Source organism: Limnoglobus roseus (genome assembly GCF_008254045.1).
Taxonomy (GTDB): domain Bacteria; phylum Planctomycetota; class Planctomycetia; order Gemmatales; family Gemmataceae; genus Limnoglobus; species Limnoglobus roseus.
Window position 1 is genome coordinate 2,527,159 of record NZ_CP042425.1, and the last position, 25,055, is coordinate 2,552,213.

22 protein-coding genes are annotated in these 25,055 nt (G+C 66.4%); 12 read left to right on the plus strand and 10 right to left on the minus strand.

Annotation, left to right across the window (positions count from 1 at the left end; all coding sequences use genetic code 11):
* Positions 1–208: 208 nt before the first annotated feature.
* Both PX52LOC_RS10520 and PX52LOC_RS10525 read right to left on the minus strand, forming a co-directional pair.
* Positions 209–1,117 (minus strand): serine/threonine protein kinase, encoded by a 909-nt coding sequence (locus tag PX52LOC_RS10520; RefSeq protein WP_246173686.1) that lies wholly within the window; start codon positions 1,115–1,117, stop codon positions 209–211.
* A 69-nt stretch (positions 1,118–1,186) separates the two neighbouring features.
* The gene (locus tag PX52LOC_RS10525; RefSeq protein ID WP_149110053.1) at positions 1,187–1,753 is read right to left on the minus strand and encodes a nucleotidyl transferase family protein; all 567 of its coding nucleotides are present in this window, start codon (positions 1,751–1,753) and stop codon (positions 1,187–1,189) included.
* A 73-nt stretch (positions 1,754–1,826) separates the two neighbouring features.
* Here PX52LOC_RS10525 and PX52LOC_RS10530 point away from each other — a divergent pair, with 73 nt between their 5' ends.
* Positions 1,827–2,048 carry a DUF1653 domain-containing protein gene (locus PX52LOC_RS10530; RefSeq protein ID WP_149110054.1) on the plus strand — a complete coding sequence of 74 codons (222 nt, stop codon included), beginning with the start codon at positions 1,827–1,829 and terminating at the stop codon, positions 2,046–2,048.
* A gap of 3 nt (positions 2,049–2,051) precedes the next feature.
* On the opposite strand, the gene PX52LOC_RS42390 is transcribed toward PX52LOC_RS10530, so the two are convergent.
* Both PX52LOC_RS42390 and PX52LOC_RS10540 read right to left on the minus strand, forming a co-directional pair.
* Complete coding sequence (locus PX52LOC_RS42390; protein ID WP_246173687.1) at positions 2,052–2,726, minus strand: hypothetical protein; 675 nt, start codon at positions 2,724–2,726, stop codon at positions 2,052–2,054.
* Positions 2,723–5,359 carry an AMP-binding protein gene (locus PX52LOC_RS10540; RefSeq protein WP_149110055.1) on the minus strand — a complete coding sequence of 879 codons (2,637 nt, stop codon included), beginning with the start codon at positions 5,357–5,359 and terminating at the stop codon, positions 2,723–2,725. Before PX52LOC_RS10540 ends, PX52LOC_RS42390 begins: the two co-directional genes overlap by 4 nt.
* A gap of 83 nt (positions 5,360–5,442) precedes the next feature.
* Here PX52LOC_RS10540 and PX52LOC_RS10545 point away from each other — a divergent pair, with 83 nt between their 5' ends.
* Together PX52LOC_RS10545 and efp are read left to right on the plus strand one after the other, a co-directional pair.
* Complete coding sequence (locus PX52LOC_RS10545) at positions 5,443–7,224, plus strand: ABC transporter permease subunit (RefSeq protein ID WP_149110056.1); 1,782 nt, start codon at positions 5,443–5,445, stop codon at positions 7,222–7,224.
* 97 nt (positions 7,225–7,321) lie between these two features.
* The gene (gene efp / locus PX52LOC_RS10550) at positions 7,322–7,891 is read left to right on the plus strand and encodes an elongation factor P (RefSeq protein ID WP_149110057.1); all 570 of its coding nucleotides are present in this window, start codon (positions 7,322–7,324) and stop codon (positions 7,889–7,891) included.
* Between the two features lie 222 nt (positions 7,892–8,113).
* Here efp and PX52LOC_RS10555 read toward each other — a convergent pair whose 3' ends face one another.
* From PX52LOC_RS10555 to PX52LOC_RS10565, 3 genes are all read right to left on the minus strand, one after another.
* The gene (locus tag PX52LOC_RS10555; protein ID WP_149110058.1) at positions 8,114–8,692 is read right to left on the minus strand and encodes a SpoVG family protein; all 579 of its coding nucleotides are present in this window, start codon (positions 8,690–8,692) and stop codon (positions 8,114–8,116) included.
* Positions 8,658–9,626 (minus strand): 4-(cytidine 5'-diphospho)-2-C-methyl-D-erythritol kinase, encoded by a 969-nt coding sequence (ispE, locus tag PX52LOC_RS10560; RefSeq protein WP_149110059.1) that lies wholly within the window; start codon positions 9,624–9,626, stop codon positions 8,658–8,660. Before ispE ends, PX52LOC_RS10555 begins: the two co-directional genes overlap by 35 nt.
* 172 nt (positions 9,627–9,798) lie before the next feature.
* The gene (locus PX52LOC_RS10565) at positions 9,799–10,725 is read right to left on the minus strand and encodes a bifunctional riboflavin kinase/FAD synthetase (RefSeq protein ID WP_149110060.1); all 927 of its coding nucleotides are present in this window, start codon (positions 10,723–10,725) and stop codon (positions 9,799–9,801) included.
* Between the two features lie 135 nt (positions 10,726–10,860).
* Here PX52LOC_RS10565 and PX52LOC_RS10570 point away from each other — a divergent pair, with 135 nt between their 5' ends.
* Complete coding sequence (locus tag PX52LOC_RS10570) at positions 10,861–11,268, plus strand: DUF2784 domain-containing protein (RefSeq protein ID WP_149110061.1); 408 nt, start codon at positions 10,861–10,863, stop codon at positions 11,266–11,268.
* 15 nt (positions 11,269–11,283) lie between these two features.
* Here PX52LOC_RS10570 and PX52LOC_RS10575 read toward each other — a convergent pair whose 3' ends face one another.
* Positions 11,284–12,786 carry a hypothetical protein gene (locus tag PX52LOC_RS10575; RefSeq protein ID WP_149110062.1) on the minus strand — a complete coding sequence of 501 codons (1,503 nt, stop codon included), beginning with the start codon at positions 12,784–12,786 and terminating at the stop codon, positions 11,284–11,286.
* Between the two features lie 217 nt (positions 12,787–13,003).
* Here PX52LOC_RS10575 and PX52LOC_RS10580 point away from each other — a divergent pair, with 217 nt between their 5' ends.
* From PX52LOC_RS10580 to PX52LOC_RS10595, 4 genes are all read left to right on the plus strand, one after another.
* Positions 13,004–13,576, plus strand: coding sequence for a phosphonate degradation HD-domain oxygenase (locus PX52LOC_RS10580; protein ID WP_149110063.1), 573 nt, complete (start codon positions 13,004–13,006; stop codon positions 13,574–13,576).
* Between the two features lie 121 nt (positions 13,577–13,697).
* Positions 13,698–14,333 (plus strand): RNA polymerase sigma factor, encoded by a 636-nt coding sequence (locus tag PX52LOC_RS10585; protein ID WP_168218914.1) that lies wholly within the window; start codon positions 13,698–13,700, stop codon positions 14,331–14,333.
* A 60-nt stretch (positions 14,334–14,393) separates the two neighbouring features.
* Complete coding sequence (locus PX52LOC_RS10590) at positions 14,394–16,241, plus strand: protein kinase domain-containing protein (RefSeq protein ID WP_149110065.1); 1,848 nt, start codon at positions 14,394–14,396, stop codon at positions 16,239–16,241.
* Between the two features lie 122 nt (positions 16,242–16,363).
* Positions 16,364–20,083, plus strand: coding sequence for a beta strand repeat-containing protein (locus PX52LOC_RS10595; protein ID WP_149110066.1), 3,720 nt, complete (start codon positions 16,364–16,366; stop codon positions 20,081–20,083).
* Between the two features lie 70 nt (positions 20,084–20,153).
* Here the strand turns inward: PX52LOC_RS10595 and PX52LOC_RS10600 are convergent, their stop codons facing one another.
* A complete protein-coding gene (locus PX52LOC_RS10600) occupies positions 20,154–20,573 on the minus strand; it encodes a response regulator (RefSeq protein ID WP_149110067.1) in 420 nt (139 codons plus the stop codon).
* 450 nt (positions 20,574–21,023) lie between these two features.
* Between PX52LOC_RS10600 and PX52LOC_RS10605 the strand changes: the two genes are divergently transcribed.
* Together PX52LOC_RS10605 and PX52LOC_RS10610 are read left to right on the plus strand one after the other, a co-directional pair.
* Positions 21,024–21,407: a response regulator gene (locus PX52LOC_RS10605; protein WP_149110068.1), complete on the plus strand. Its 384-nt coding sequence runs from the start codon at positions 21,024–21,026 to the stop codon at positions 21,405–21,407.
* Positions 21,408–21,608: 201 nt separating this feature from the next.
* Entirely contained in the window at positions 21,609–22,646 is a 1,038-nt protein-coding gene (locus PX52LOC_RS10610; RefSeq protein ID WP_149110069.1) for a DUF1559 family PulG-like putative transporter, read from the plus strand.
* A gap of 63 nt (positions 22,647–22,709) precedes the next feature.
* Here PX52LOC_RS10610 and PX52LOC_RS10615 read toward each other — a convergent pair whose 3' ends face one another.
* Positions 22,710–24,080 carry a patatin-like phospholipase family protein gene (locus PX52LOC_RS10615; RefSeq protein ID WP_168218915.1) on the minus strand — a complete coding sequence of 457 codons (1,371 nt, stop codon included), beginning with the start codon at positions 24,078–24,080 and terminating at the stop codon, positions 22,710–22,712.
* Between the two features lie 240 nt (positions 24,081–24,320).
* Here PX52LOC_RS10615 and PX52LOC_RS10620 point away from each other — a divergent pair, with 240 nt between their 5' ends.
* Positions 24,321–24,536: a hypothetical protein gene (locus PX52LOC_RS10620; RefSeq protein ID WP_149110071.1), complete on the plus strand. Its 216-nt coding sequence runs from the start codon at positions 24,321–24,323 to the stop codon at positions 24,534–24,536.
* Between the two features lie 11 nt (positions 24,537–24,547).
* Positions 24,548–25,048 carry a GNAT family N-acetyltransferase gene (locus PX52LOC_RS10625; RefSeq protein ID WP_149110072.1) on the plus strand — a complete coding sequence of 167 codons (501 nt, stop codon included), beginning with the start codon at positions 24,548–24,550 and terminating at the stop codon, positions 25,046–25,048.
* Positions 25,049–25,055 lie beyond the last annotated feature (7 nt).

The following is a 25,055-nucleotide window of genomic DNA, read 5'->3' on the forward strand; positions in this document are numbered from 1 at the left end:
GGCCTGAAAGGCACGTTCTGTCAGCCCAGGCCGAAGGCCTGGGTAAACGTCAAACCAGCAGTCCGCTCTGAAGGGGCGGTTCATTCCCACCACCCGAATGAGCCGCCCCTTCAGGGCGGTTGCGTTGGGTGGTTGTCGTTCCCAGGCCTACGCTTCGCTCCGACCTGGGCTGACGGAACGACCCATTCAGGGCCGAAAGCCCACGACATCACAACCCCTGATTCTTCACCCCCAACAACGCCTCCTTGAACTCCTTCGCGCTGCCGTAGCGGTCGACCGGCTCCTTGGCGATCGCCTTGAGTAGAACGTCCTGAACGTCGTCGTCCAGGTCCGGGGCGAGATCCTTCGGGTTCCGTGGCTTCAGGTTCATCCGCCGGCGGAGGTTCTCTTCCGACGACACCGACCGCTCCCACGGCAACTGCCCCGTGATGACTTCGAAGGCCGTCACGCCGAGGGCGAACACGTCCACGCGGTGGTCGGTCCGACGGCGGTTGATGATCTCCGGGGCGAGGATGTCCAGCGTGCCGGTGCGGTTGCCCGGCTGGCAGAACGGCGGCGTGTACGGGATCGTCAGGCCGAAGTCGATCAGCTTCACCACGCCTTCCTTGTCCACCATCACGTTCCGTGGGCACAGGTCGCGGTGCAGGTACTTGCAGTCGTGCAGGTACTGCACCGAGTCGGCGAGTTGGCCCAGGTAGTCGATCCGCTTGCCGTTGAGTTGCGCGCTCTTCGTTTCGACGAGGTAGTTCAACCCCAGGCCCTCGATCCACTCCATCACGAGGTACGGCTCGCCCTTCGTCGTCAGGCCGAACTCGTAACTACGGACACAGTTGGGGTGCTGGAGGGCCATGCAGATCTCGCCCTCGGGCGGCTTGATCAGCCCGACCTGTGTGAACCGGGCCTCGAACTTCCGCGTCTTCTCCTTGTCCATCAACTTCAGGCAGACGGTCCGGCCGAGGGTCTTGTCGTAGGCCTGGAACACCTTCGACATGCTCCCCTGTCCGGTGCGGCCGCGGAGGTCCCACCGCTTCGCGAAGTCGGCCCGCTTCATGCCCTTCGTGTTGATGCCCGGCTGCTTCTTCTTGCCACCACCGAAGAGACTACTGAGAAAACCCACGCGCCGCCCTCGCCCGGTTGAAACGGAACGAACCTGTTGAAAGAATTGTAACCGATTTCGGCCCGCGTATCACCGATTTCGCAGTTCCGTCGAGGACCGATCGCGGCGGAAGTCGTCTTCGCCGAGTGTCGTGAACAGTGTGCGGAACTCTTCGCCCACCAGTGCCGCCTCCCAGACGCGGAACCCTTCGCCCACCATCCGGCCGCCGACCAGCACCCGGCAGTCACGGTCGAGCAACGTCCGCAGGCCGGCGTCTCGCAGGGCGGGGTCGCCGCCGTAGTACTTCGGGTCGATTAGGCGAACGGCCGTGTCGAATCCGACGACAAACGTCGCCCCGGGGAAGAGTTCGGCCTTCCGCGCGAAGGTGGCCGCCCGCGTGACCCAGACCGGCGCGTGACCGCGGAACTGCGCCACCCGACGGGTGACCTCGTCGGCAGCCAAGCCCGGTTTGTCCACGTTCGCGGTGCTGAGTTCGAAGGCGACCGGCAGCCCCAAGACGCGGGCGGCGACTTCGGCCAGGGTCGTGTGCCCGTCGTGCAGGGGGTTGAACGAGCCGGGGAAGACGACCGCCGGCAGCGGCGAACCCGTGCGCGTGGACCCGTCCGGCTCGTGACAGTAGTGGTCGGCGGCGGTCATTGTTCCTCCTTTTTCGCCGGCGTCCTACCTACAACAGTTCCGTCTCGACGGCTTTCGCGAAAGGGCACCCCGCATGACTGAACCCCTCCGGCCCGGCAAGTATCGGCACTTCAAAGGCGGCGAGTACGAAGTCATCGGCATCGCCCGCCACAGCGAAACCGACGAGTACCTCGTGGTCTACCGCCCGCTCTACGGCGACGCGGGGCTGTTCGCCCGGCCGCTGACGATGTTCCAGGAACGCATCACCCTCGGCGGCCGGACCGTGTCGCGGTTCGAGTACCTTGGGCCGTCCTGACCGTCAGCCCTTCCGCAGTACCGCGTCCACAACCCAGCAGCCGCGATCGTGAATGCCGCCGCCGCGGCAGTGGTCGAGGACTGCCACTTCTTCGCACCCAGCGTCTTGCAGGGCGTCGGCCAGGATCGGCAGCCGGTCGAACGCCCGCTCGGCGTAGATCGCCGTCGCCAGCCCGACGGCTGTGGACGTCCGCCAGCCGTCGAGGAACGCCACCGGCCGGTACGGGTTGCCGAAGACGTCGCGGGCGAGGCCGCACAAGGTCGTCTGCGTCGCCTTACGGGTGGCCGCGTCTAAACGCCGCCGGAAGTTCAAGCAGATCGACGCGGGCGTTTTGGCGACCCACACCGGCGACGCGGTGGTAGTCTGAAAGATCGCTTCCTCGGCCCAGTACGTCGTGGCCGAAAACTGCCCACGTCCGCGTCCTGAAGGCCGTCCTGCACGGGCGGCGGCCAATGCGGCCTTGTCGATTCGCCCTTCTGCGAACGACTCAGACGCGTCGAACATTTGCTGGTAGGCCGGGTCAACTGGTACACCGCCGAACACGCGGCGGAAGCACGCACATGCCAGCAGCCGCAGTTTTCGCCGGCCGACGTTCGTCGAGCCGGCCTTCGTCAACCGCCGCACCGCCATCAGCACCCGCACGTAGTCGCACGACTTCAGGTACTGCTCCTCCGTCACGGCTTCGCCTCCGTCAGCTTGGCCCGCAGCACCTTGTAGTCGGTCTTTCCGGTGCCTAGCACCGGGATCGCGTCCACCTTCCGCACTTCGTCGAGCCGCATCACGCCGCGGAAGCCCTCCTTTTGCAAGGCCGCGTTCGCGTCCCGTAGGGCAATCTCTTCGGTCGTGAACAGCACGATCAGCCGGCCGCCGTCGCGCTCGATGCCTTCGACGGCCACGCGCGGGCCGTCGTCGGTGGCCGGGAACATGCGGGCCAGCGGTTCCTCCAGGGCGGGCAGCGAGATCATTTCGCCGCCGGCTTTCAGGAAGCGCTTCAGGCGACCGTGGAAGACGATGTACCCGTCGTCGTCGAGGGCCGCGAGGTCGCCGGTGACGTACCACCGCACGCCGTCGAGATCGCGGAACGGCGATTCGCCCTCGTAGCCGATGTAGCCGGGGAACACCGTCGGCCCACTGACGAGCAAGAGGCCCATCTTGTTCGGCGGCAACTTCTCGCCGGATTCGAGGTCGACCACGCAGACGGTGACGTTCGGCAGCGGCTTGCCGATCGTGCCGTGCTTGACCTTCGACACCGGGTTGACGGCCACGCACGGGGCACACTCCGTCACGCCGTAGCCTTCGAGGACGCTGGCGTGCGGGGCCAGTTCTTTCACGCGGCGGAAGATGTCGTCGGGGCACTTCTCCGCGCCGACGACGATCAGCCGCAGCGAATCGAGGTCGCCGGGCTTGCAGCGGTTCAGGATGAAGCCGACGAACGTCGGTGTGCTGATGATGATCGTCGGCTTGTACGCGGCCGCCTTGCGGGCGAGCGACGAGGCATCGGTCGGGTCCGGGTGGTGGACGACCTTCGCCCCGGCGAGCAGCGGGAACAGCCCGGCAATGGTCAGGCCGAAGCTGTGGAACATGGGCAGGAAGCCGAGGACCGAGTCGGCCCGCGTGAGTTCCTGCGGCGGCGTCGCCCCGCGCATGTCGGCGATGATGTTCGCGTGCGTCAGCGGCACCGCCTTCGGGGCCTTCTCCGAACCGCTGGTGAACAGCACCACGGCCGGCCGTTGCGGGTCGGTGTTCACGCCGCCGAGGGCCTTCCGCTTCGCGAAGCCAGAGAGGAAGCGCAGGCCGAGCAGGCGGCGGAGGAGTTCGAACTTGCCCATCGTGGCCCGCACGTCTTCGAGGAAGACGAACTGCGTGCCGGGCACTTCGATCTGCGTGCGGTCGATGAACTTCTTCGACGTGACCACCCGCGACAGCTTCATCAGCTTCGCGGCGTGTTCGAGGTTGGCCGGGCCGGTCGTCCAGTTCAACGCGACCGGCAGCTTGTTCGCGAGGTGCAAGCCGAGGAACGCGAGGTCGGCCGCCACGCTCGCCGGCAGCAGCAGGCCGACATTGTCGCCGGGCAGGTCGCGGAATCGCGCGGCCATCGCCGTCGCGCCGACGAACAGCTTCTCGTAGGTGACGGCCCCGGCCAAGTCGTCGGCCGCGGCGATCTCCCGGCGGTTCGCCCCGACGCGGTTCACGAACGCCTCGGCCACGGTTTCGCCCAGGATTTCCAGCGGTCGCGTGTCAGACGGCGGGGCGAACCACTCCTTCGGCGCCGGCTTCGGCGGGCCGGAATCGAGTAGGCCGTCCGCGAGTGCCCACAACTGTCCGAGGCCCGTCGGCACGAGGTCGCTGCTGAAGCCGGAGCGCTGCTCCACTTGCAGGGCGATCTCCATGCCTTCGAGGCTGTCGAGGCCGAGTTGCGCGAACGTCGTCTCGGCCTTGTTCTCCTCCGGCGTCAGCGGTCGCTTGAGTTGCTGTTCGACGATCTCCTTGACCATCTCGATCGTCTGCGGCTTCACCTTCGACACGTCCAGATCGGCCCCTTGCACCGGCGGTGGGAATTCGATCGTCCGCGGGCCGAACAGGAAGTGGTACGGCACGAACGTCGGCTGCTCGCCGCCGTCGGCGTTGTACCACGCCTCCAACCACGGGTTCAGTTTCTCGCGCGTCGGCTCGGGCCGATCCTTCGCGGCGAAGGATTCCAGGCGCATCGCGACCCGTCGCCGCGGCGAGAAGAGAATCAGGTTCGCGAACAGTTGGCGGATGCCGCGGAACAGCATCGGCACGAGCCGCGGTTTTTTTGCGTAGGCCCAACTGAATGAACTACCCCACAGGCCGCGCGTGCGGACGAGGACGAGCGTCGCCTCCGGCACGGCCTTCAGCACGTCGGCGGCGGTGCGGGCGGCCCCGAGGGAGTCTTTACCGTTCCGCGACAGCGTGCCGCTCGGCCACAGCACGACGTTGTCGCCGGCCTTCAGTGCGGTGATGACTTCCTGTACCGACTGTGCCGCCCGCTGCCGGGCCTCGGCACTCGCCTTCTCCGTCTCCGGCACCTTGATCGCCCGCAGCAGCCACGCGAGCGGCGCGAGGATCGGCGACTCGAAGTTCGTTTCGAGCAGCATCGGCCGCATGCGGAACGTCCGCCACAGGTGGGCGATGACGTTCGGCGGGTCCATGTACGCCGGGTGGCTCGGCAGGATGAGGTACGGCCCCGGTTGCTTGATCGCGTCCGCCGTGCCGCCGACCCGCACGCGGTAGCGGAGGCCGAGGACGAACTGCACGAGGTACGAGAAGAGGATGCGGACCAGATTCATGTCGAGTGACCTCGGCGGATTCCCTTTAAGGTACGGACTCGCCGGGGAACATCTCTCGCCGCGAGTTGCTACCTTGAACCCTTATGGAACCGAACGGCATCGCCCTCGTTCTCGGCGTCGCCGTGCTTGCCCTGGCGGTACTTGTGTTCGGGCCGGGGCTGGTGCTGAAAGTCCAAACCCGACGACGGGGCCACGACGAGCCGCCGACATTCCTCGGACCACTGTTCTGGGCCGAGTGGCAGCGGCTCAACCGGCGTGGCTCGCAGGTGTGGCTGCGGATTGGGTATGTCCTCCTTCTGCTGTTCGGGCTGTTCGCGCTTTACCTCGACGAGTTTGCGGGCTCCCCTCCGCTCGCGATCTTTGCTGGCGGTTCGCTGCCCCTCGATCGGGTCGCCCGGCTCGCGGAGTCGTACTTCTCTCTTCACCTCTGGCTGCAGTTCCTGGCGCTGACCGTCGTGACGCCGATCTTTGTTGGGGCGTCGATCTTCGAGGAGCAGGAACATCGCACGCTGGACTTGTTGCTGTCGTCGATGTTGACGCGCCGCGAGATCGTGATGGGGAAGTTGGCGGCGCGGGTGGCCTTCGTACTGAGTCTCGCGGCCACGGGGTTGCCGGTCCTGGCTCTCGCGATGCACTTCGGCGGCGTGGACGGAACCTGGCTCGTGTGTGCGGTCGTGGTGACGGTCTTTTACACCATCGGCCTCGCCACGTTCATCTTCTGGTTCGCGACGCGGGTCAAGTTCTCGCAGTCGATTCCCGCGGTTCTGGCCGTCACGTTCGGGCTGTCGTTTCACCTCCCGTACTTCACCCTTTTCCTGGCCCTGCTTTCCCCCGACTTCGCCGGCCTGTCGCCGTTCCACTGGCTCATATCGTGCGTGCTTCGGTCCGAGCCACCCATACGAGCGACCCTCGTGTCGGTCTTCTTCAACAGCGTTGTGGCCCTCGTCTGCGGCTACTTTGCGAACCCCCGGTCGCGGGAGGTCCGGTCGCCCCGGCGGGCGAGGAAGCGGCCGCGTCGTCTTCGTCGGTTCCCACGGATCGATGCCGCCGCTCCGTTGCTCTGGAAGGAGAAGTATTTCACCATCCGCACCTATTGGGAAAGGCAGCCTTCGGAGAGGCGACTGGTGAAGGTTGCGACCATTGTTGGTGCCGTGTTCTTGGCGGCGAGCCTGCTGTTTTTCGTACTCGACTTACCCCTGGTCCGCGTCTTCACCGCCATCTTCGGCGGGGCGACTGCGATCGTCGTAGTCGACATTCCTCCGATGGCCGGCCTTCTATTAACGTCGAGCGTAACGCGGGAACGACAGAAGCTAACACTGGAGTCGCTTCTGTCGCTTCCCTATGGGTGGGACGAACTCTTGGCGGCGAAATGGGAGGTCATGGACCTCTTCTACCGGCCGTACCAAATTCTGTACGCGATCGCGGCGGCCACAATGGTGCTGTGTTTGGCGGTTCATCCGGTGGCGGCGGTCGTTGTGGTGGCCGTGCTGTTCGCGGAACTCCGTTTCTTCCTGGCCCTCGGCCTGTGGCTGTCCGTCCGCTGCCGCTCGACCGTCCGAGCAATCCTCTGGTGTCTCACGGCGGCCTTCGCCGTGTTTCTGTTACCGGTCCTGCTGAGTAGTCCCGTGGCGAGACTGACAACCCTCTTGGGCTGGCCCGCCGGGGTGGTCGAAGACGTGGTGTCGTCGCTTTCGCCCGTGGTCGCGGTGAAATTGTGCTTCGCGACGTGGTCGAAAACCGCAACATTCGAAAGCTGGTTCGTCGAAGCCGGGACCGGCGCAGTCACAGCTCTCTTGTATCTGGCCGCATCGGTCTGGCTCTGGCGGAACGCCTGCCGAACCTTCGGCCGCGACGAGTGGTCCTGAGTTCTACGGTGTCCGCGCCATCGTGCGATTGATAAACTGAGTGGCATCGAACTAATCAGGACGGTGCGGGCGAACCGCACACCCAGGAGGAGATGACGTGGCTTCCACGAAGATGATCGACATCCGGCGCGGCATGGTGCTGAACATGAACAATCAGCTCTACTACTGCCTCGACCGCGACCTGAACACGCCGGGGAACTGGCGGGCGATCTTGTACCTCAAGCTCAAGAACCTCAAGACCGGGTCGATCGTGGACGAGCGGGTCCACCCGGACGACAAGGTCGACGTGGTGTACCTCGAAACGAAGGACTACACCTACTCGTACAAGGACGGCGACGACTACGTGTTCATGGACGCCGAGACGTTTGAACAGGTCACGCTCAACGGCCAGATGGTCGGCGACAAGATCCAGTACCTCCGCGAGAACGACACGGTTCAGATCACCTCCTACGACAACAAGCCGCTCGACGTGGCTTTGCCGCAGACGGTGACGCTGAAAGTGATCGAGACGGAACCCGGCATCAAGGGCGCGACGGCCGCCGCCCAGTACAAGTCGGCGAAGCTGGAGACGGGGCTGGTGGTGCAGGTGCCGTCGTTCATCACCGAAGGCGAGTTGATCCAGATTCAGACCGAAGACGGGAAGTACCTGGGCCGGTCGAAGGGGTAACGCAGTTTTGAGCACCGGAGGTGCGGTAGTTGTTAGCCAGGGGCGTCAGCCCCTGGAACCACGCACCCAACGCACAAGCCCCGGAGGGGCGGCAGACGCGCGTCTGCCGCCCCTCCGGGGCTTGAATCATTCTTGACGGCTACCAGGGGCTTACGCCCCTGGCTAACGACTGCCGCCGCTCCGCGGCTGAGAACCAGAGCGGTGCGGAACGAGCGACCATTTCTAGACGATCCCGACGCCGAAGCCGTCGTCGGTCTTCACCTTCTCGGCCGGCATCGCGCCGCCGGTCAGGTGCGTGCCGCGGGTCGCGGCCGCGTGCGGGGCGTGGGCCTTGTACCCGGCCGGGGTCTTCACCATCTCGCTGTACATCGGCACGTCGTCCAGGTCGTAGTCGTGGTCGTCGTAGCTGCACGTGTACCCCGGCAGCTTCGCGCGCTCGCGCTCCTCGGCGTACGCCTTCGAGATCGCCCGTTGGATGTCTTCGCGGGCTTGGCTGTGGATCGGGTGGGCGATGTCGGCGTGCAACTTCGCCCGCCCTTCCGACTCGCGGATCGCGCGGGCTTCGTCCAGCCGCCGGCCGCAGTTGTTGCAGAACCGGGCGCGGAGGTGGTTCTTGCAACTGCACGAGGTGCAGCGGTCGGTGAGCTTGCGGCTGGGCATCGCGACGAACAGGCCGCGGGTGCCGTCGATGACCTTCAGGTCGCGGATGACGAAGGCGTGGTTGAACGTGATCGAACAGAACGCGAGGAGGCGCTCGTGGTTCGCCTCACACAGTTTGATGCGGACTTCCGTGATGTGCACCTGTGGACTCCTTGTTGCGAGCGAGGGTGATCCTGTTCGGAGGTGAAGCGGGCCGGGTTCGGCTCACAAATACCTGAGGGGGTTGAGGGTCGGACACGTGTTTCTGCCGAACCGCTTCCGCGATTCGATTTGCCTCAAGGGCGTCACGGCACAGGGCGAATAGAGCCGACCCGCTGCCGGAAAGTTGGCAGCCGAGCGGCTCGAGGGCGGCGAGTTCGCGGTACAGCGACTCGACCGCCGGCGCGACGGCAAAGGCCGGTGCCTGCAACCGATTGAACAGGGCACGGCCGAGGGCACTCACATCGCCGGCCCGCAACGCATCGCGGGCCGGTGTTCCGTCCAGCGGGGTCGTGGGCACGACCACCCGGCTGTAAATTTCCTTCGTCGAAAGCCCGACCGCCGGCTTCACGATCACCAGGTCCAGCGGCCGACCAATTTCCTGCGGCATCACAATCTCGCCGCGGCCGGTACACCACCCGGCTGTTTGCACGAGGAAGAACGCCACGTCCGAACCGATTTCCGCCGCGACTTTCGCCAGGTAGGCGGTGGGCAGGTTCGCCCCCCACAGCTCGTTCAGGGCCAACAGTGTCGTTGCCGCGTCGCTGCTGCCGCCGCCGAGGCCGGCTTCGTGCGGGATTCGCTTCGTCAGGCGGATCACCGCCCCGCGTCGCGTTCCCACCGCCCGCCGTAAGGCCTCCGCGGCCTTCACGACGAGGTTGCGGCCGTCCACCGGGATGCCGGGTTGGTCGCACGTAAGTGTGAGTTCGCCGGCGGTCGCCTGAAATTCCAGGGTGTCGCACGGGTCCACGGGCACCATCAGCGATTCGATCGCGTGGAAGCCGTCGTATCGTTTGGCCACGACCTCCAACGTCAGATTGATCTTCGCCGGGGCCGTGAAAATCACGGACGCCGGCGGCGGGCCGGTGGTCGTCATGGGGAGAGGGTTGCGAGACGCCCTTCCGTGGGTGCAGACACGATCGAAGTCACAGTCGGGTGACAATTCGAACGATTTCGCGAAGATTAACCGCGATGGTGTCGCCGGTCAAGTGGGAAGGTTGCGAAAAGTTAACGAACCGTAAAGATGGCACGCTCGCCTTCGCGCCCGATCATAAGAGGGCTGTTCGCGTCGCGGCGATGTCGCGTTGCAGTTGTTCCACCAAGGCCGCGACGTTGGCGAACGGTTTCGTCTCGCGGAGGCGGGCCACGAACTCGACGCCCATCGTTCGGCCGTAGAGGTCGCCAGCGAAATCGAGCAGGTGAATCTCAACCTTGCGGGCGTCCTCGCCGAAGGTCGGGTTCGGCCCGATGTTCGCCGCCGCCGCGTACGTTTGATCGCCCACGGTCGCCCGCACTGCGTAGACGCCCACGGCCGGCAAGAGCGTTTCGACGCGGTCGAGGTTGGCCGTCGGGAAGCCGATCGTTCGGCCGCGCTTCGCCCCGGTCACGACTTCGCCCGCGATGGCATACGGCCGGCCGAGCAGGTTCGCGGCCGTCGCCACGTCGCCGGCGTTGACGGCACTCCGCACGCGGCTGCTGGAGACCGGCTCGCCGTTCACGAGGAGCGGTTGCACTTCCTCGAAGGCGATGCCGGCCGCGGCGCACATCACCCGCAGGACAGCCGTGTTGCCGCCGCGGGCGTGGCCGAAGTGGAAGTTGTACCCCTCGACGACCGCCTTCGCCCCGAGTTGGCGGACGAGTACGTCTTCGAAGAACGCCTCGGCACTCAGGGCCAGCAGGCTCGGCTCGGTCTTGAGGAAGACGACGTGGTCCGCGCCGGCCGCGAGCAGCGCCGCCGTGCGATCGGCGAGCGTCGAGAGCGGCAACTTCCACGCGGCCGGGTTCAGGAGCGCGACCGGCGGCGGGTCGAACGTGACGGCGACCGTCGGGCCGTTCACGGACTGGGCCAACCGCTTGGCCGTGCCGACGAGGGTGGCGTGGCCGCGGTGGACGCCGTCGAAGTTGCCGATGGTCACGCACCCGCCGGTGAACTCCGGCGGCGGGAACTCGGCCCAACTGAGTGTGAGGACTGCCATCACCGTTATCTTGCGGACGAAGTCCGCCGCGGCGAGGACATTCGGCCGTCGGGAATAAATCCGACGGCCGGCGCATCGTTACTGTAGACCGGCACGTTGGTCCGTTTCCCCCGCTCAACAATCCGAGGCTACAAGATGTACGGCATCCTCGCCGACGCGATGGTGGCTGCGCACGTCGGCTACGTCGCGTTCGTTCTCTTCGGGCAACTCGCCATCATTCTCGGCGCGGGCATGAAGTGGCAGTGGGTCCGCAACCCGTGGTTCCGCGGCCTGCACCTGCTGGCCATCGGCATCGTCGTTCTCGAAGAGTTCATGGGCTGGCGCTGCCCGCTGACCACCTGGGAGGAGCAACTGCGCCTTCTCGCCGGGCAGACGATCGACGGCGGCACGTTCATGGGGCGGTTGCTGCACGACGTGCTGTTCATCGACGACGTGTGGCCGGTGAAGGCGATTCAAGTCCTGCACGTCGCCTTCGGCGTGCTGGTGGTGCAAGCCTTGATTATGTGCCCGCCGCGGTTGAAAAGGGCCGATTTACCGCGGTAGGCATCAGAGAATCCGTTACGGCTTTTGCCCGCGGGCCGTCGTCAGGGCCGCCCGCCGCCATTCGTCGTCGAGTTCCTTCACCGTCGCGTAGCCGTACTGCCGTTCCAGGGCCTTCTCGGTGCCGTACCGTTGGGCGTCCAGCAGGAAGATGCGGAAGGTCTTCTCGTTCTTCTTGTGAACCAGGTGATCGACCAGCGAGACGCTCTCCACGTAGTACGCCGTGACCGCCTCCGGCTTCGGCGGGCCTTTCAGATCTAGGAAGGCGGCCAGCCCGAAGAGTTCGCCGTCGCGTTGGCAGCGCGGCAGCGTTTGCTGGCAGCGCTCGGTTTCCGACGCGGCTGACAGCACGGCCATGCCGATGGCGGCCCACCGCGGCAGGTCGCGGTCCGGGAACAGGTCTGCCAGGATCACATACGTCAGTTCGCGGGCCAGCGTCTCGTCGCCGACGTTCGCGTCGTCGGCCCGCAGATCGATGCGGCGGTCCGTCACCTGCTTCGCTTCGAGTTTCACGAAGGCGTGGCCGGTCGCCTCGGCCGGTTGGTTCGTCGCGATGGCGAACGGCTTGCCGTCGGCGTGCAGGACGATGTCGCACTTCGGCTGCCAGTTCCCGCTGGGCGGTGACGACCACTTCGCGAAGATCGCCCGTCGGCCCTCTTCGGCCTTCGTCAGCAGGGCTTTGGGCACGTCCGGCGAGCCCTGGAACCGCACGCGGAAGTTGTCCGACTCCAGCGCCATCCAACTGCTCTCGGTGATCGTCGGCTTGCCCGTCGGGGCGGTTGAAGCGGTCGGCGTGCCGCCGATGTCGGCGATGATCTTCAGCCCGGCCGCTTGCAGTTCCGCTTGGGCCGGGGCCAGTTTCAGGGCGTCCTCGATCTCCCGGACGGCGGCCTTCGTGGCGGACGCGTCCCGGTTCGACTTGTTCCACCCGTCGGCGGCGAGTTTCACCCGGCAGTACGCCCACGCGGCCATTTGGTCGCGAGACAGTTCGAGTTTGCTGTTGAACGCCTTGTCGAAAAACCGGGCCGCCTCCGCGAACTTCGCCGGCTGCGCGCGGGCCTGATTGAACAGGTCCGTCGCCTGCTTGATTAAATCCACCGACTCGGCCGTCGGCTTGGCCGGGGCGGGAATCGGCGGCACTTCCGCGATCATCGGCGGCGCGAGTTTCACGTTCGTTTCCGTCGCCACCGGCTTCGCGTCGCTGCCGGTCAGGATCGTCAACTTCGATTCGAGTTCCGCGACGCGGGCGTTATCCGGCGTCCGGGACACCTTCTGCCGTTTGAGTTCTTCGCCGTAAGCCTGCCGGAGCAGCACGAGGAAATCGGCGTCGCCGTTGATCGACGGCAGCACGCCTTCGAGCGACTTCACGGCGTCGGCGGGTTGGTTCGCGGTGAGGTACGTCTTCGCTTCGGCCATCGCCCGTTGAATGGCGAGCGATTTGTCGATCGGCGTGGGGTCGGCCGCGTGGGTGAACGAGGCAACGAGCAGCACGCCGACGAGCGGCCGGAAGAGGTGAAGCATGGTGGCATCCTTGCACGGCCGGCGCGAATCCTTCGCGTGTCGGCAATCGCGACCCGAATCTTTAATCGAAATCGAAAATTCCGACAAGACGAGAATGAAGAGGGTCAGCCACAGAAGAACACGGAGAAGACCGATCAGAAGGGAACCGATTGGGTTCACTCGGTGGATGCGGAGAATAGATCATCTTCACGTTGCGCCAGCACCCACGGACCCTGCCATGACTACTGACGACATCCTCGCTCGCATCGACCGCCTGTTCGCCGACCGCGGTGCAGAGGAGTACCACGGCGAAGCGGTGTCGCAACTCGAACACGCCCTGCAATCCGCCGCGGCCGGGGAGCGAGAGGGGGCGGCCGCCGAACTCGTCGTCGCGGCCCTGTTGCACGACGTCGGACACCTGATCCAACCGCACGGCGAGGACGCCGCCGAGCGGGGCATCGACGACCGCCACGAGTCGCTCGGGCAGCGGTTCTTGCAAAAGCACTTCGGCCCGGCCGTCACCGAGCCGGTCCGTCTGCACGTCGCCGCCAAGCGTTACCTCTGTGCGGTGGAACCCGAGTACCTCGCGCGGCTCTCCCCGGCGTCGCGGCGGAGTCTGGAGTTGCAAGGCGGGCCGATGAGTGCGACCGAAGTTGCGGCTTTCGAGGGCGAAGAGTTCTACCGATCGGCCACGCAACTGCGGCGGTGGGACGACACGGCGAAGGTGCCCGGCCTACCGACGCCGCCGTTGGGACACTTCCGCGATCTGATCCGAAAGGCCTTTCGGGATCGCGATTCGCAGACTGGCTGAACGCACGCCACCCAGTTATCCTGGGGATATGCTTCGCCCAGGCACACCCTCTGCCGTCCGGTTCGCCACCACGACGTGGAGCCGGGTTCGCTCCGCGTCCACCGACGCCGGGCGAACGCCGATGGCCGAACTCTGTGCCGCCTACTGGTACCCGCTCTACGCCTACCTCCGCCGGCACGGCCGCGAACCGGCCGACGCCGAGGACGCCGTTCAGGGCTTCTTCGCCTGGCTGCTCGAATCGAACGCGGTCCGCTACGCCGACCCCGGCCGCGGGCGGTTCCGGTGCTTCCTCGTCACCGCCCTGAATCAATACCTGGCCCGCCGCCGCGAGTACGAGTCGGCCGAGAAGCGGACGCCGCCCGGCCCCCTGGTGTCGATCGACGCGGCGGCCGGCGAGGACTGGTTTTCGAACGAGCCGGCCGACGACCGCACGCCGGACATGGCGTTCGAGTACACGTGGGCCGTGTCCGTTGTGCGGCACGCCCTCGACCGCCTGCGGGCGGAACAGGCGGCGGCCGGCAAGGAAGGCCAGTTCGACGCCTACCAGGGACTCCTGACCGGCCAGGGCGAGACGACCGCTGTGGCCGCCAAGTTCGGGATGAACGAAGGGGCGGTGCGGGTCGCGGTTCACCGGCTTCGGAAGCGGTACGCCGAGGTGCTGCAGGAGGAAGTGGCGGCCACCCTGGAGGAAGGCGACGACGTGAACGCCGAACTGCAACATCTGATCGCGACACTCGAACTCGGCCGCCGCCTGTAACGCCGGCGGGGCGGTTCCGATTACCCACCTTAGTACACTCTCTCGCAGCCCCGAGATGCCATGCCGAACGGCTCGCACACCTGCCCGCGGTGTCACGCCCCGATCACCGTCAGCCTCCTGGGCGGCGAGTGCGCGGCCTGCCTCGCCCGGTTGGCCACCCGACCGGGCACGTCCCCGCCGCCGCCGTTGCCCGTGGCGGACGTGCAAGCTCACTTCGCCGACCTTGAAGTCCTGGAGTTGATCGGCAGCGGCGGCATGGCGAGCGTCTACAAGGTGCGGAAGACCGACCTCGGCCGGATCGCGGCGATGAAGATTCTGTCGCCGGACCAGGCCGCCGACCCGGAAGTCGCCGGGCGGTTCTTGCGCGAGGCCCAGGCGCAGGCGCAACTGTCGCACCCGCACGTCGTCGGTGTTTACGACTACGGCCGCTCGAACGGCATGGTCTTCCTGCTCATGGAGTACGTGGACGGCGTCACCCTGCGGGAGTTCACGCACTCCGGCCGCGTTACCCCGCGGGAGTGCCTGCGGATCGTCGGGCAAATCTGCGACGCGCTCCAGTACGCCCACGACCGGCACGTCGTCCACCGGGACATCAAGCCGGAGAACGTGCTGGTCGATCGGGACGGCAACGTGAAACTCGCCGACTTCGGGCTGGCGAAGTACGGCGACACCCCGCTCACGGACGTCGGCGACCGCATGGGCACCGCCCGGTACATGGCCCCGGAGCAGTGGGCGAACACCGCCGCCGTGGACCACCGGGCGGACCTCTATTCGCTCGGCGTCCTCTTCTACGAACTGCTGACCGGCGAACTCCCGGCGATCCAGTTTACGCCGCCGTCGGCGAAGGTCGGGGCCGACCGCCGGTTGGACCGAGTTGTGTCGAAGTCCCTTCAGGAGAAGCCGGACGAGCGATATCAACACGCGGCCGACATGCGAACGGACGTGGACCGGATCGCGGCCCCGCGCCGCCCGTGGGGCTGGATCGCGGCCGGCGTCATGCTGGTGGTTGCGGCTGCCGCCGTGGCCGTGGCGATGAAGCCGCCGGCACCCGCCGCGGCCCCGACTTCTCCACCGACCGCGCCGGCGGAAGAGTGGGAGTGGAGTACGCCCGAGAACCTGGGGGCGGGCGTGAACACGGCGGCGGGCGAACAAAGCCCGTGCGTGTCGGCCGATGGACTGACGCTGTGGTTCGCGTCGGACCGGCCGGGCGGGTTCGGCAAGAGCGACCTGTACGCGGCCACCCGCGTGGCCGTCGATCAGCCGTTCGGCGATCCGGTCGCCCTCGGGCCGGGCATTAACTCCCCGGCCGACGAAATCGACCCGTGCGTGTCGGCCGACGGCCGGACGCTGGCGTTCGTCACGAACCGTCGGGGCGTTTTCGCCATCTGGATGGCCCAACGATCCGATCCGGCCGCCCCCTGGGACGAAGCCACTCCCGCCGGGTCGGGGGTCAACACCCGCTACTTCAACTACCGCCCGTGGCTGTCCGCCGACGGGCTGTCGCTCACCTTCGTCAGCAAGCGGGCACCGATGGACACGATCTGGGTCTGCAGGCGGGCGAGTACAGTCGAAGCGTTCGGGCCGGCCGTGCCGTTCGGCGAGAAGTCCGACCAACTTGCGATGGGCGGCCCGTCGTTCTCGTTCGACGGCAAGTGGATGCTCTTCAACCGACACAACCACCGGCACTCCGGCGACCTGCTCTGGTTCGCCCGCCTCGACGATCCGGCCGACCCGTACCGCTTTTTCAAGTCCTTCGGCCCGAAGGTGAACGGCCCGAACATCGACACGAACCCGGTGATGGCGGCTGACGGGCAGACGGTCTATTTCGCCTCCGACCGGCCCGGGGGGCAGGGCGGCCCGGACCTCTGGCTGACCCGCCGGGTGCCGAAAGCGGCCCCGGACCGCTGACCGCCCTCGGCATTCTCCGCACTTCCCCTGTAACGCGCGCCGACGGCTCCGATTACCTCTTGCGAAGGGGTTGTGTTCCACGTTCGGAACGCCCCTCGCACCCGGTTTTTGGAGCCCAACACATGTCTCGGACCTCTCGACTGCTTCGCGCCGCCTTCCCGTTCGCCCGCAAGGCCACTCCGGCGTTGACCCCCTTCCGGCCGAACTTGGTGTGCCTGGAAGGCCGCGACGTACCGGCCACGTTCATGGTCACGACCGTCGCCGACGCCGGCCCGGGGTCGCTGCGGCAGGCCGTCCTCGACTCGGCCGCGAACACGGAAGACGACACGATCATGTTCGACTTCGGCATCGCCGGGCAAGCGGTCAACCTCGCCACGCCGATCGACTTCACCGACACGAAGATGGTGTTCGTCGGACCGTCGATCCCGACGACGATTTCCAACACCGGCGGGGGGCGAATCTTCAACGTCGCCGCCGGCGCGAACGTCAAGGTTCAAACCTTCACCTTCGCGGGCGGCAAGGCCGACAACGGCGGGGCGATTCGCAACTCCGGGACGCTCGTGGTCAGCGGCGTCACGTTCGCCGGCAACCAGGCGACCGCCGACGGCGGGGCGATTTTCAACAACGGCACGCTCACCACGATCGACACGGTCTTCAGTAACAACACCGCCGTCGGGAAGGGCGGGGCCGTCGCCAACAGTGGCACCGGCACGGCCATCCTCACTCAGACGACGATCGGCGAGTCGATCGATCCCGGCACGAACGCGGCGCGGGCGGGGAACACGGCGGCGACCGGGGCGGGCGTCTTCAACGACGCCACCGCGAAGCTGTTCGTCATCAACTCGACGATTCACAAGAACACGGCCACCGGCGCGGGGGGCGGCGTGCAGAACGTCAGTACGCAGTTCGCGAAGTTCACGAACAGCACCGTCGCGTTCAACACGGCCGGCACCGGCGGCGGGCTGAACACGGGTGCGGGTGGCGTCACGATCGCCAACAACACGATCTTCATCGGCAACACCGGCGGTGACGTGACCGGCACGGCCCTGACCACCAGCAAGAACAACCTGATTGGCGACGCGGCGACGGCGGGCGGCCTCACGGCCGGGACGAACGGCAACATCGTCGGCGTGGCCAACCCGGCCACCGTCCTCGACCCCCTCTTCACGCAGTTCGCCTCGCCGTTCTACCCCCTCGCGAAGGGCAGCCCGGCCATCGACAAGGGAGACAACTCGCTCGCCGTCGATGCGGCCGGCACGAAACTCGCCAACGACCAAAACTCCGGCTCGTCCCGGTTCGAGCCGAGTCCGAACGGCACCGTCGACATCGGCTCCCGCGAACTGATGATCCTTGCCCCCGTCGACCTGACCGGTGTGCCCCCGACCGTGACCACGCCACAGGACAAGACCGCAACGGGGGCGTTCACCACCGTTGTCATCACCAGCGACACGAGCACGACGCCGATCCTCGTCACGTTCACGGCCACGAAGGGCACATTCATCATCCCGGCCACGATCGCCAACGTCACGGACATCAAGGGCAGTGGTACGAGCACGATCTCGTTCCAGACGGTCAACGACGGCGGTGCCCTGGGGGCCGTCGCGGTCATCGACTACGTCCCGCCGGCCGGCGTCAGTTTCGCCCAGACCGCCGGCGAGAAGATCACGATCACCGCGAAGAACACCGTGACCAACGACATGAAGACCGCCGTCATCCCGCTGATCGTGGGGAATGCGGTGGCCATTCTTACCCCCGTCGGCTTCAACCCGGCAACGCCGCAGGACACGGCCCGGTTGGTGACCGTGGTGCGGAACCCCGGCAGTGGCCCCGAAATCCTCGGGTTCCAGATCACCGGCATCACGAACGGCAAGCTCTTCCAGGACGCCAAGCTGACGGTCCCCGTGCAGGAGAATGAGTTCGTCGCGGTGCCGGCCGACGCGGCGGGCGTGCCGACGCAGGACTCGATTCCCCTCTACTTCCAGCCGACGGCCGGGTTCACCGGGGCGGCATCGTTCAAGGCGGCGGCCTCGACCTCGAAGGACGGCGTAACGGGGGCCGTCGGCGTGAGTGCGCCGCTCACGACCACGATTCAGGTCGTCGGCCCGGTCATCCCGATCATCCCGGCCGACAACCCGGCCTTTGCGACGTTCGTTAACTTCCGGGCCGACGGGGCCACCAGTTACGACTTCACCGTGAACTACCAGGATGACAAGGGCATCGACGTCTCGAAACTCGGCGACGGCGACGTGAAGGTGACTGCCCGCACAGGGACCTACACGCAACTGGCGAAATTCCTGGGGTCGACCGGGAGCGGCAAGGCGGTGACGGCGACCTACCGCATCACGCCGCCGGGCGGCAGTTTCGACGCGGCCGACAAGGGCAACTACGTGCTCTCGCTCGTCGCCAACGAACTCTTCGACACGGACGGCAACGCGGCCCCGGCCCAGGACTTCGACTCGTTCGACGTGGACACCACGGCCGCGAAGGCGGGAGCGCCGACCGCGAAGCTGACCGCCACGGCGGTCGGCACCGCCCAGAACGGGGCCGCCACGTACGACTTCACGATCACGTTCACCGCGGCGACCGCCATCGACGCCACGACCATCAACACGAAAGACTTGGTCTCGGTGGTCGGGCCGAACGGGTACGTCGCGAGTGCGACCTTCGTCTCCGTGGACAAGACTGGCAACGGGACGCCGCTGACGGCCACGTATCGGATCGTCCCGCCGGGCGGCACCTTCGACAAGGCCGACAACGGCACCTACAGCGTCATTATTGCCGAGACGGTCCTCGACGACGCCAAGAACGCGGTGCCGGGTTCGATTCTCGGCACGTTCGCGGCGAACATCCCGGCGGTCACCAGCCCCGTCTTGGCGGGCGTGCCGCAGTTCGCGGTCGGCTCGGACAAGGGCGTGGCCGGCACCGTGCAGTTCTTCAACCCGGACAAGTCGGCCCGGCTGATTGACCCGCTGACGCCGTTCGGCAACTTCACCGGCGGCATCCGCACCGCGTCGGCCGACTTCAACAACGACGGCGTGCCGGACATCGTCGTCGGTACCGGACCGGGCATGGCGACGCAGGTCCAGGTCATCGACGGGTCCACGCTGAAGTCGCTCTTCACGGTCGCGCCGTTCGAGGCGAGCTTCACCGGCGGCGTCTACGTCGCGGCCGGGGACGTGAACGGCGATGGCGTCCCGGACTTGGCCATCACGCCGGATGAAGGCGGCGGGCCGCGGGTGGACGTGTACAACGGGGCCGGGTTCGTGAAGATCGTTAGCTTCTTCGGCATCGACGACACGAACTTCCGCGGCGGCGCGCGGGCGAGCATCGGCGACCTGACCGGCGACGGCACCGGCGACCTCGTGATCGTGGCCGGCTTCGGCGGCGGCCCGCGGGTGGCGGCCTTCGAGGGCAAGTCGCTCTCGGGGACGCCGAAGAAGGTGTTCAACGACTTCTTCGCCTTCGAGCAGACGCTCCGCAACGGCATCTTCGTGACGGTCGGCGACCTGAACGGCGACGGCTTCGCGGACTTGATCGCCGGCGGCGGCCCCGGCGGCGGCCCGCGGGTGCTGGCCTTCAGCGGCAAAGACTTGGCCACGGACAAGCAAACGACGCTCGCCAACTTCTTCGGCGGCGACATCAACAGCCGCGGCGGCATCCGCGTGGCCGTGAAGAACCTTGACGGCGACGCGCAAGCCGACCTCGTCGTCGGTTCGGGCACGGGGGCCGGTAGCCGGGTGACGAGCTACCTCGGGAAGAACATTTCCGCGAACGGCACGCCGGCCGAGAATTTCAACTTCGACTCCATCACCGGCTTCACCGGCGGCGTCTTCGTGGGGTAGTGATTTGCCGATTCGCCCCGACCTGGAATCGACCGGGGAGGGGCATCGGCCGTCGCCTTTTGGCGAACGGCTATCCGGGGTGGGACGCGGGGCCGAGCATCAACGCGATCCGGTCGAGCATGTCCGAGACGAGGTCCGGTTCGATCGGCTTGGTGAGGTACATGTCGAAGCCGACTTCCCGACCGTGCTGCCGGTCGGCGTCCGAGGTCCGCGCGGTCACGGCGACCAAGAACGGCCGCCGCCGGAGCGATTGTTTGTACACCCGCTCCGCGAGTTCGAACCCGTCCATACCCGGCATCGTGATGTCCATGAGGACGACGTCGGTCGAGTGGGCCGCGACGTGCACCAGGGCTTCCTCTCCGCCGTAGACGGCGACCGCGCGGTGGCCGTGCAACACGAGACATTCTGCCATACTGTTCGCGGCGTCGGGCAAGTCATCGACGACGAGGATTGACAGGGGCCGCGGGGTGTGGCCGTGTGGGCGTGCCATGGGAGCCTCAACTGGGGGCGAACGAATTCCAGTCTAACTAACTTCCGATCACCCGTCATTCGAAAATTTCCCCCGCGCACGACGGCATTGGGCGGATTTTCCGGAGGTTAGGCGTCAAGCGTCTGCCGCCCTACCCGATCGCGAGCCGTCGGGGCTAGGGATCGCCGGCAACTGGCACGCCGCACGGTCGTGGGCGGAACAGACCGACTCTGTCGGAAGTTCCCCGCGCAACTGTCCGAACTCTCTGGCGATTCCCATGAGGGGCCGGTTGTGATTCCTGTTCTGGGCATCCCTCTCCGAAACGATTACCCCCGCGAGGGGATGAGGTTACGTCGAGTGCCGTCGGAATGGGGAACATTGGTCTAGGAAATGGCCCGGCCCGTGCTTTACAAGTCGGATTGCCTTGCCGTCTCGCAGGGCGAAGGGTAGAGGGCGACAGCAATGGTAGTCATGGCAACGAATAAGTGCAAACCCGGTCCGGCGAGAATCTTGTGCGTGGACGACAACCGCGACGCAGCGGACACCGAAGCCGAGTTGCTGGCCGTAATGGGGTACGAGACACGGGCGTGCTACGACGGCGCGTCGGCCCTGCGGGCGGCGGCCGACTTCGCCCCCGACGCCTGCCTCATTGACTTGAACATGCCGGGCATGGACGGCGATGAATTGGCCCTTCGGTTACGGGATCAGGCCGACGGGGAACCCATGCTGCTGATCGCCGTGACGGCCCGGACCGACGTCGAGGCCCGCGTTCGCATCGACGCCGCGGGCTTCCATCGGCACCTCGTCAAGCCCGCCGCCCTGGATCAACTGCTGGCCGCGATCGACGCCCAATAAGAGGAATGGCACAATCCTTTAACTCATTTCACAATTTCCGTCCGAAGTCCGATCCCCTTCTCACGCCCGCACCATCTTGGTCGTGGGCGAAATCCCTTGACATTTGAAGGATTCCTCATTTATGATACCGTGAGGTGGTGGGACACCATTCATATCCCCACCCCTTTCGATTCGCATTCCTCATATTCCGGAAGGTGTTGTATGACCCGTTTTTCTCGGGGCCGTCACGGCTTCACGCTCATCGAGTTATTGGTCGTTATCGCAATTATCGCCATCCTGATCGGCCTCCTGCTGCCAGCCGTGCAGAAGGTCCGCGAGGCCGCCGCCCGCGCGAAGTGCACGAATAATCTCAAGCAAATGTCGTTGGGAACGCACAACGCCCACGACACCAACGGGACGCTGCCGCCGATGGCCGCGTTCAAGTACGGTGGAGCGTACTACGCACCCCTCCTGTTCCACATCCTGCCGTACATCGAGCAGCAGACCGTGTACAACTCGGCCACGCAGGTCACCGGCGGCGGGGTCATCCCCCTCTGGAATACCCCCGGCCAAGGCGGAGTTCCGCAGTACCTCCGCCAGACGCGGATCCCGGCGTATCAGTGCCCGTCGGACGCCACCCTCGGCACGAACGCGGCGACCGACTGGACGCCCGGTGACGCCAGTTATGCGGGCAACTTCCAGGTGTTCGGGAACCCCGGGTTCAACACCTCTTCGTCGGTCACCACCGACTGGGACGGGAAGACGACGCTCCTCGCGATTACCGACGGCACGTCGAACACGGTCGCCTTCGCCGAGAAACTGTCGTACTGCCCGGGCACCCTGCCAGCGGCCACGACCGTGACCGCCCCGAACGTGAAGAACGGGAACAACGGTGCCGGCGGATCCTGGTGGTTGCGGGGTATCTACAACTCCGGTACAGTGACCGGGTCGACGCCCCCAGCTTCCACCGACAGCTTCCCCGGCGACCGCGTCTCGGCAGTGTTCGGCGGCGGTCTGAGCGGGGACGGAACTCGGTGGTATATCGGCGTGGACTCCAAGCCCACCATCTTCGGTATTCCGACCAACAACACGACGAGCGGCCTCTGTGACCGTGGGCAGGCGTCGTCGCCGCACACGAACACAATCGTCCTTGGCATGGCCGACGGCAGTGTCCGCACCGTTAGCAGTAATGTCAGCGCGACCACGTGGTGGGCTTCGCTCACCCGCAACGCGGGCGACATCCCCGGGAGCGATTGGTAACGCCCGGGCGGGACGTTCGAGATGTGCAATCGGCGGGCAGGTGCCCGCCGATTTTCGTTTCCGTTACTTCACCGGCGACTCGAACGGCAGCGCGGGGATGGCCCCGCGGTCGGAAACCGGCGGCCGCGGGCGGAGCAAACTTTGGACGGGATGGACGGGCTGCGCCGGGCCGCGCGGCTGCTGCGTCAAGACCGTGCCGGCCCGCACGAGGGTGGTTTCGCCCGGCCCCACACCCGGTGGCAGCGTCCGCCACGGTGTCGCCGACTTCACTACCCGCTTGCCCTCCTCGTACATCGGCACCATGACTTCCTTCTTGAACTCCGAACTCGACGTCGGGGCCGGGTACTCCGGCGGGATGGCCGTCACGTAGTAGTCCATGCCGGTGAGCAGGCAGACGGTGTACAGCCTCTGCAGGTCGCCGCGGGTCTGGGCGTAGATGAGCGTGGAGACACTCTTACTCGCCTGTGACAGCGACCATGGGCGGATCACCTCCGGGTCGGCGTACAACTTGCCGGCCAGAATCACGTACACCTTCGCCCCGGCCAAGTCGCGGGCGGCCACGTCGGATCGCTCCTCCGGCGGGACGTAGGGCGGGCGGAAGAACAAAGACGCCATCACGCCGCCGTCCACGTGCCGTTCGACGTGGCAGACGCCGTCCACGGTCACACCGATCTTCGCCGCCGGGAAGAAGCCGGGTGGGGCCGACGAGCCGAGGAGAATCTTCACGATCAACTCGCGGTCGCCGGGGCCGTTGCGGGCGGCAATCGCACCGATGTCCCAGGTGACGAACTGCTTCCCCTCCTCCTCGGTCGTGCCGACGTACAACCGCCGGCCGCTACAGTGGGCGGCGGCAATGGCGACCGTCACCGCGGGCGAGATGGCCGCGTCCACGCGGGCGGCCATCCGGCTGTTATCGGTGAACGCCTCGCCGAACAGCGCCTTGATCGGCCGGAGGACGTACAGGTCGCGGCTCTCGACGGCGGTGTACAGTTGCTTCAGGTGATCGTCGTACTCCGGCCCGAGGAACGCGAACGGGGCGATGAGCGCGCCGGTGCTGATGCCGGTGACGACGTCGAACTGCGGCCGGTCGCCACGCTCCGTCCAGCCGTTGAGGACGCCGGCCGTGTACGCTCCGAACGACCCGCCGCCGGACAGGCAGAGGATGTTTCGGTCCGGCCGCCGGGTCGCGATCCCGCCCTCGTTCTTGGCCTGCTCGCTGAGCTTTTGCTTCCGCTCATTCCGCAACCGCTCGGCCATGATGGCGAGTTGGTCGGGCGGGTTAAGATCCTCGGACTCCTTCTGGGCAGCAAGGTCGACGAGGTCGCGGGTGTTCAGCCCAGCCTCGGCTGGGGTCGTGGGGCCGCGGCCCGTCCGACACCCGGCGAGGGACAACGATGCCGCGACGAAAAACACGACGGCAATCTGGCGAGGCATGACGGTATCCAAAGTTTCGAGACAAAAGGTCGTCCATACCCGCCCGGCGAACCGTTCCGCAAGGCCAGGATTTCTTGAGCAATGAGACCGCGTTCCAGGAGAGATGTGCCGCCCCGGTCGACGTTCTGAGTTCCGTTGTGGCATATCACGTGCTAAGATTGGCGTTGATCGCGGAGCCACGGTCGGCAAGAATTACACACCGTGGTCCGCCACTTTGCAGCACGGAAAAGGGAGTTTCCGATGATCTCGATTCTCAAATACACCGATTGCCCCGCCTGCGGCCGTAAGCACCACTTCGGCCTCCCGGAAGGGAAGTGGCCGACTGGTTGCGTGTGTGAGTACGTTTGCCCGGAAACGGGCCGGCGGTCGTCGCTGCGCATCGACCAGCCGGGCGAGGAAGCTCGCTACTACCCCCAAGGGGCCGTGCAACTCAAACCCCTGGCAGCAACAGCCTAATGGGGACAACGATGGCGGAAGTCCGATTCGAGCGGCCCGGCGACGCTGCCGCGATCTACGCCGTTCATTCGGGAAGTTTCCCGATCGACGGAGAAGCTCGGTTGGTAGACCTGCTGCGCGATGCCGGCCGACTCTCGGTGTCGCTGGTCGCGGAGGCCGGCGGGACAATCGTCGGGCACGTTGCCTTCAGCCCGGTGACGACTGCGACCGGGGCTACCGGGGCAGGTCTGGCTCCATTAGCAGTGGTCGAAGGGCACCGACGGCGAGGTGTGGCAGCGGAGTTGGTTCGAGCCGGTTTAGAAGCATGTCGTGACGCGGGCTTCGGCTGGGCCGTGGTCCTCGGCGAGCCGGCGTACTACGGCCGGTTCGGTTTTCGGCCCGCTCCCGACTTCGGACTCTCGGACGAGTACGGCGGCGGGCCGGCATTCCAGGCCATTGAATTGCTTCCAGGATCACTGCCGACGGGAGCCGGATTGGTGCGGTACGCCCCGGAGTTCGCGTCCTTGGGGTGAGGAATAT

What these genes read in the sequence shown, in the direction of transcription:
- PX52LOC_RS10525 (WP_149110053.1), bottom strand. Translation starts at nt 1,753, where the DNA reads ATGACCGCCGCCGACCACTACTGTCACGAGCCGGACGGGTCCACGCGC.
- PX52LOC_RS10530 (WP_149110054.1), top strand. Translation starts at nt 1,827, where the DNA reads ATGACTGAACCCCTCCGGCCCGGCAAGTATCGGCACTTCAAAGGCGGC.
- PX52LOC_RS10540 (WP_149110055.1), bottom strand. Translation starts at nt 5,359, where the DNA reads ATGAATCTGGTCCGCATCCTCTTCTCGTACCTCGTGCAGTTCGTCCTC.
- PX52LOC_RS10545 (WP_149110056.1), top strand. Translation starts at nt 5,443, where the DNA reads ATGGAACCGAACGGCATCGCCCTCGTTCTCGGCGTCGCCGTGCTTGCC.
- ispE (WP_149110059.1), bottom strand. Translation starts at nt 9,626, where the DNA reads ATGACGACCACCGGCCCGCCGCCGGCGTCCGTGATTTTCACGGCCCCG.
- PX52LOC_RS10565 (WP_149110060.1), bottom strand. Translation starts at nt 10,725, where the DNA reads ATGGCAGTCCTCACACTCAGTTGGGCCGAGTTCCCGCCGCCGGAGTTC.
- PX52LOC_RS10570 (WP_149110061.1), top strand. Translation starts at nt 10,861, where the DNA reads ATGTACGGCATCCTCGCCGACGCGATGGTGGCTGCGCACGTCGGCTAC.
- PX52LOC_RS10575 (WP_149110062.1), bottom strand. Translation starts at nt 12,786, where the DNA reads ATGCTTCACCTCTTCCGGCCGCTCGTCGGCGTGCTGCTCGTTGCCTCG.
- PX52LOC_RS10580 (WP_149110063.1), top strand. Translation starts at nt 13,004, where the DNA reads ATGACTACTGACGACATCCTCGCTCGCATCGACCGCCTGTTCGCCGAC.
- PX52LOC_RS10585 (WP_168218914.1), top strand. Translation starts at nt 13,698, where the DNA reads ATGGCCGAACTCTGTGCCGCCTACTGGTACCCGCTCTACGCCTACCTC.
- PX52LOC_RS10590 (WP_149110065.1), top strand. Translation starts at nt 14,394, where the DNA reads ATGCCGAACGGCTCGCACACCTGCCCGCGGTGTCACGCCCCGATCACC.
- PX52LOC_RS10595 (WP_149110066.1), top strand. Translation starts at nt 16,364, where the DNA reads ATGTCTCGGACCTCTCGACTGCTTCGCGCCGCCTTCCCGTTCGCCCGC.
- PX52LOC_RS10600 (WP_149110067.1), bottom strand. Translation starts at nt 20,573, where the DNA reads ATGGCACGCCCACACGGCCACACCCCGCGGCCCCTGTCAATCCTCGTC.
- PX52LOC_RS10605 (WP_149110068.1), top strand. Translation starts at nt 21,024, where the DNA reads ATGGCAACGAATAAGTGCAAACCCGGTCCGGCGAGAATCTTGTGCGTG.
- PX52LOC_RS10610 (WP_149110069.1), top strand. Translation starts at nt 21,609, where the DNA reads ATGACCCGTTTTTCTCGGGGCCGTCACGGCTTCACGCTCATCGAGTTA.
- PX52LOC_RS10615 (WP_168218915.1), bottom strand. Translation starts at nt 24,080, where the DNA reads ATGCCTCGCCAGATTGCCGTCGTGTTTTTCGTCGCGGCATCGTTGTCC.
- PX52LOC_RS10620 (WP_149110071.1), top strand. Translation starts at nt 24,321, where the DNA reads ATGATCTCGATTCTCAAATACACCGATTGCCCCGCCTGCGGCCGTAAG.
- PX52LOC_RS10625 (WP_149110072.1), top strand. Translation starts at nt 24,548, where the DNA reads ATGGCGGAAGTCCGATTCGAGCGGCCCGGCGACGCTGCCGCGATCTAC.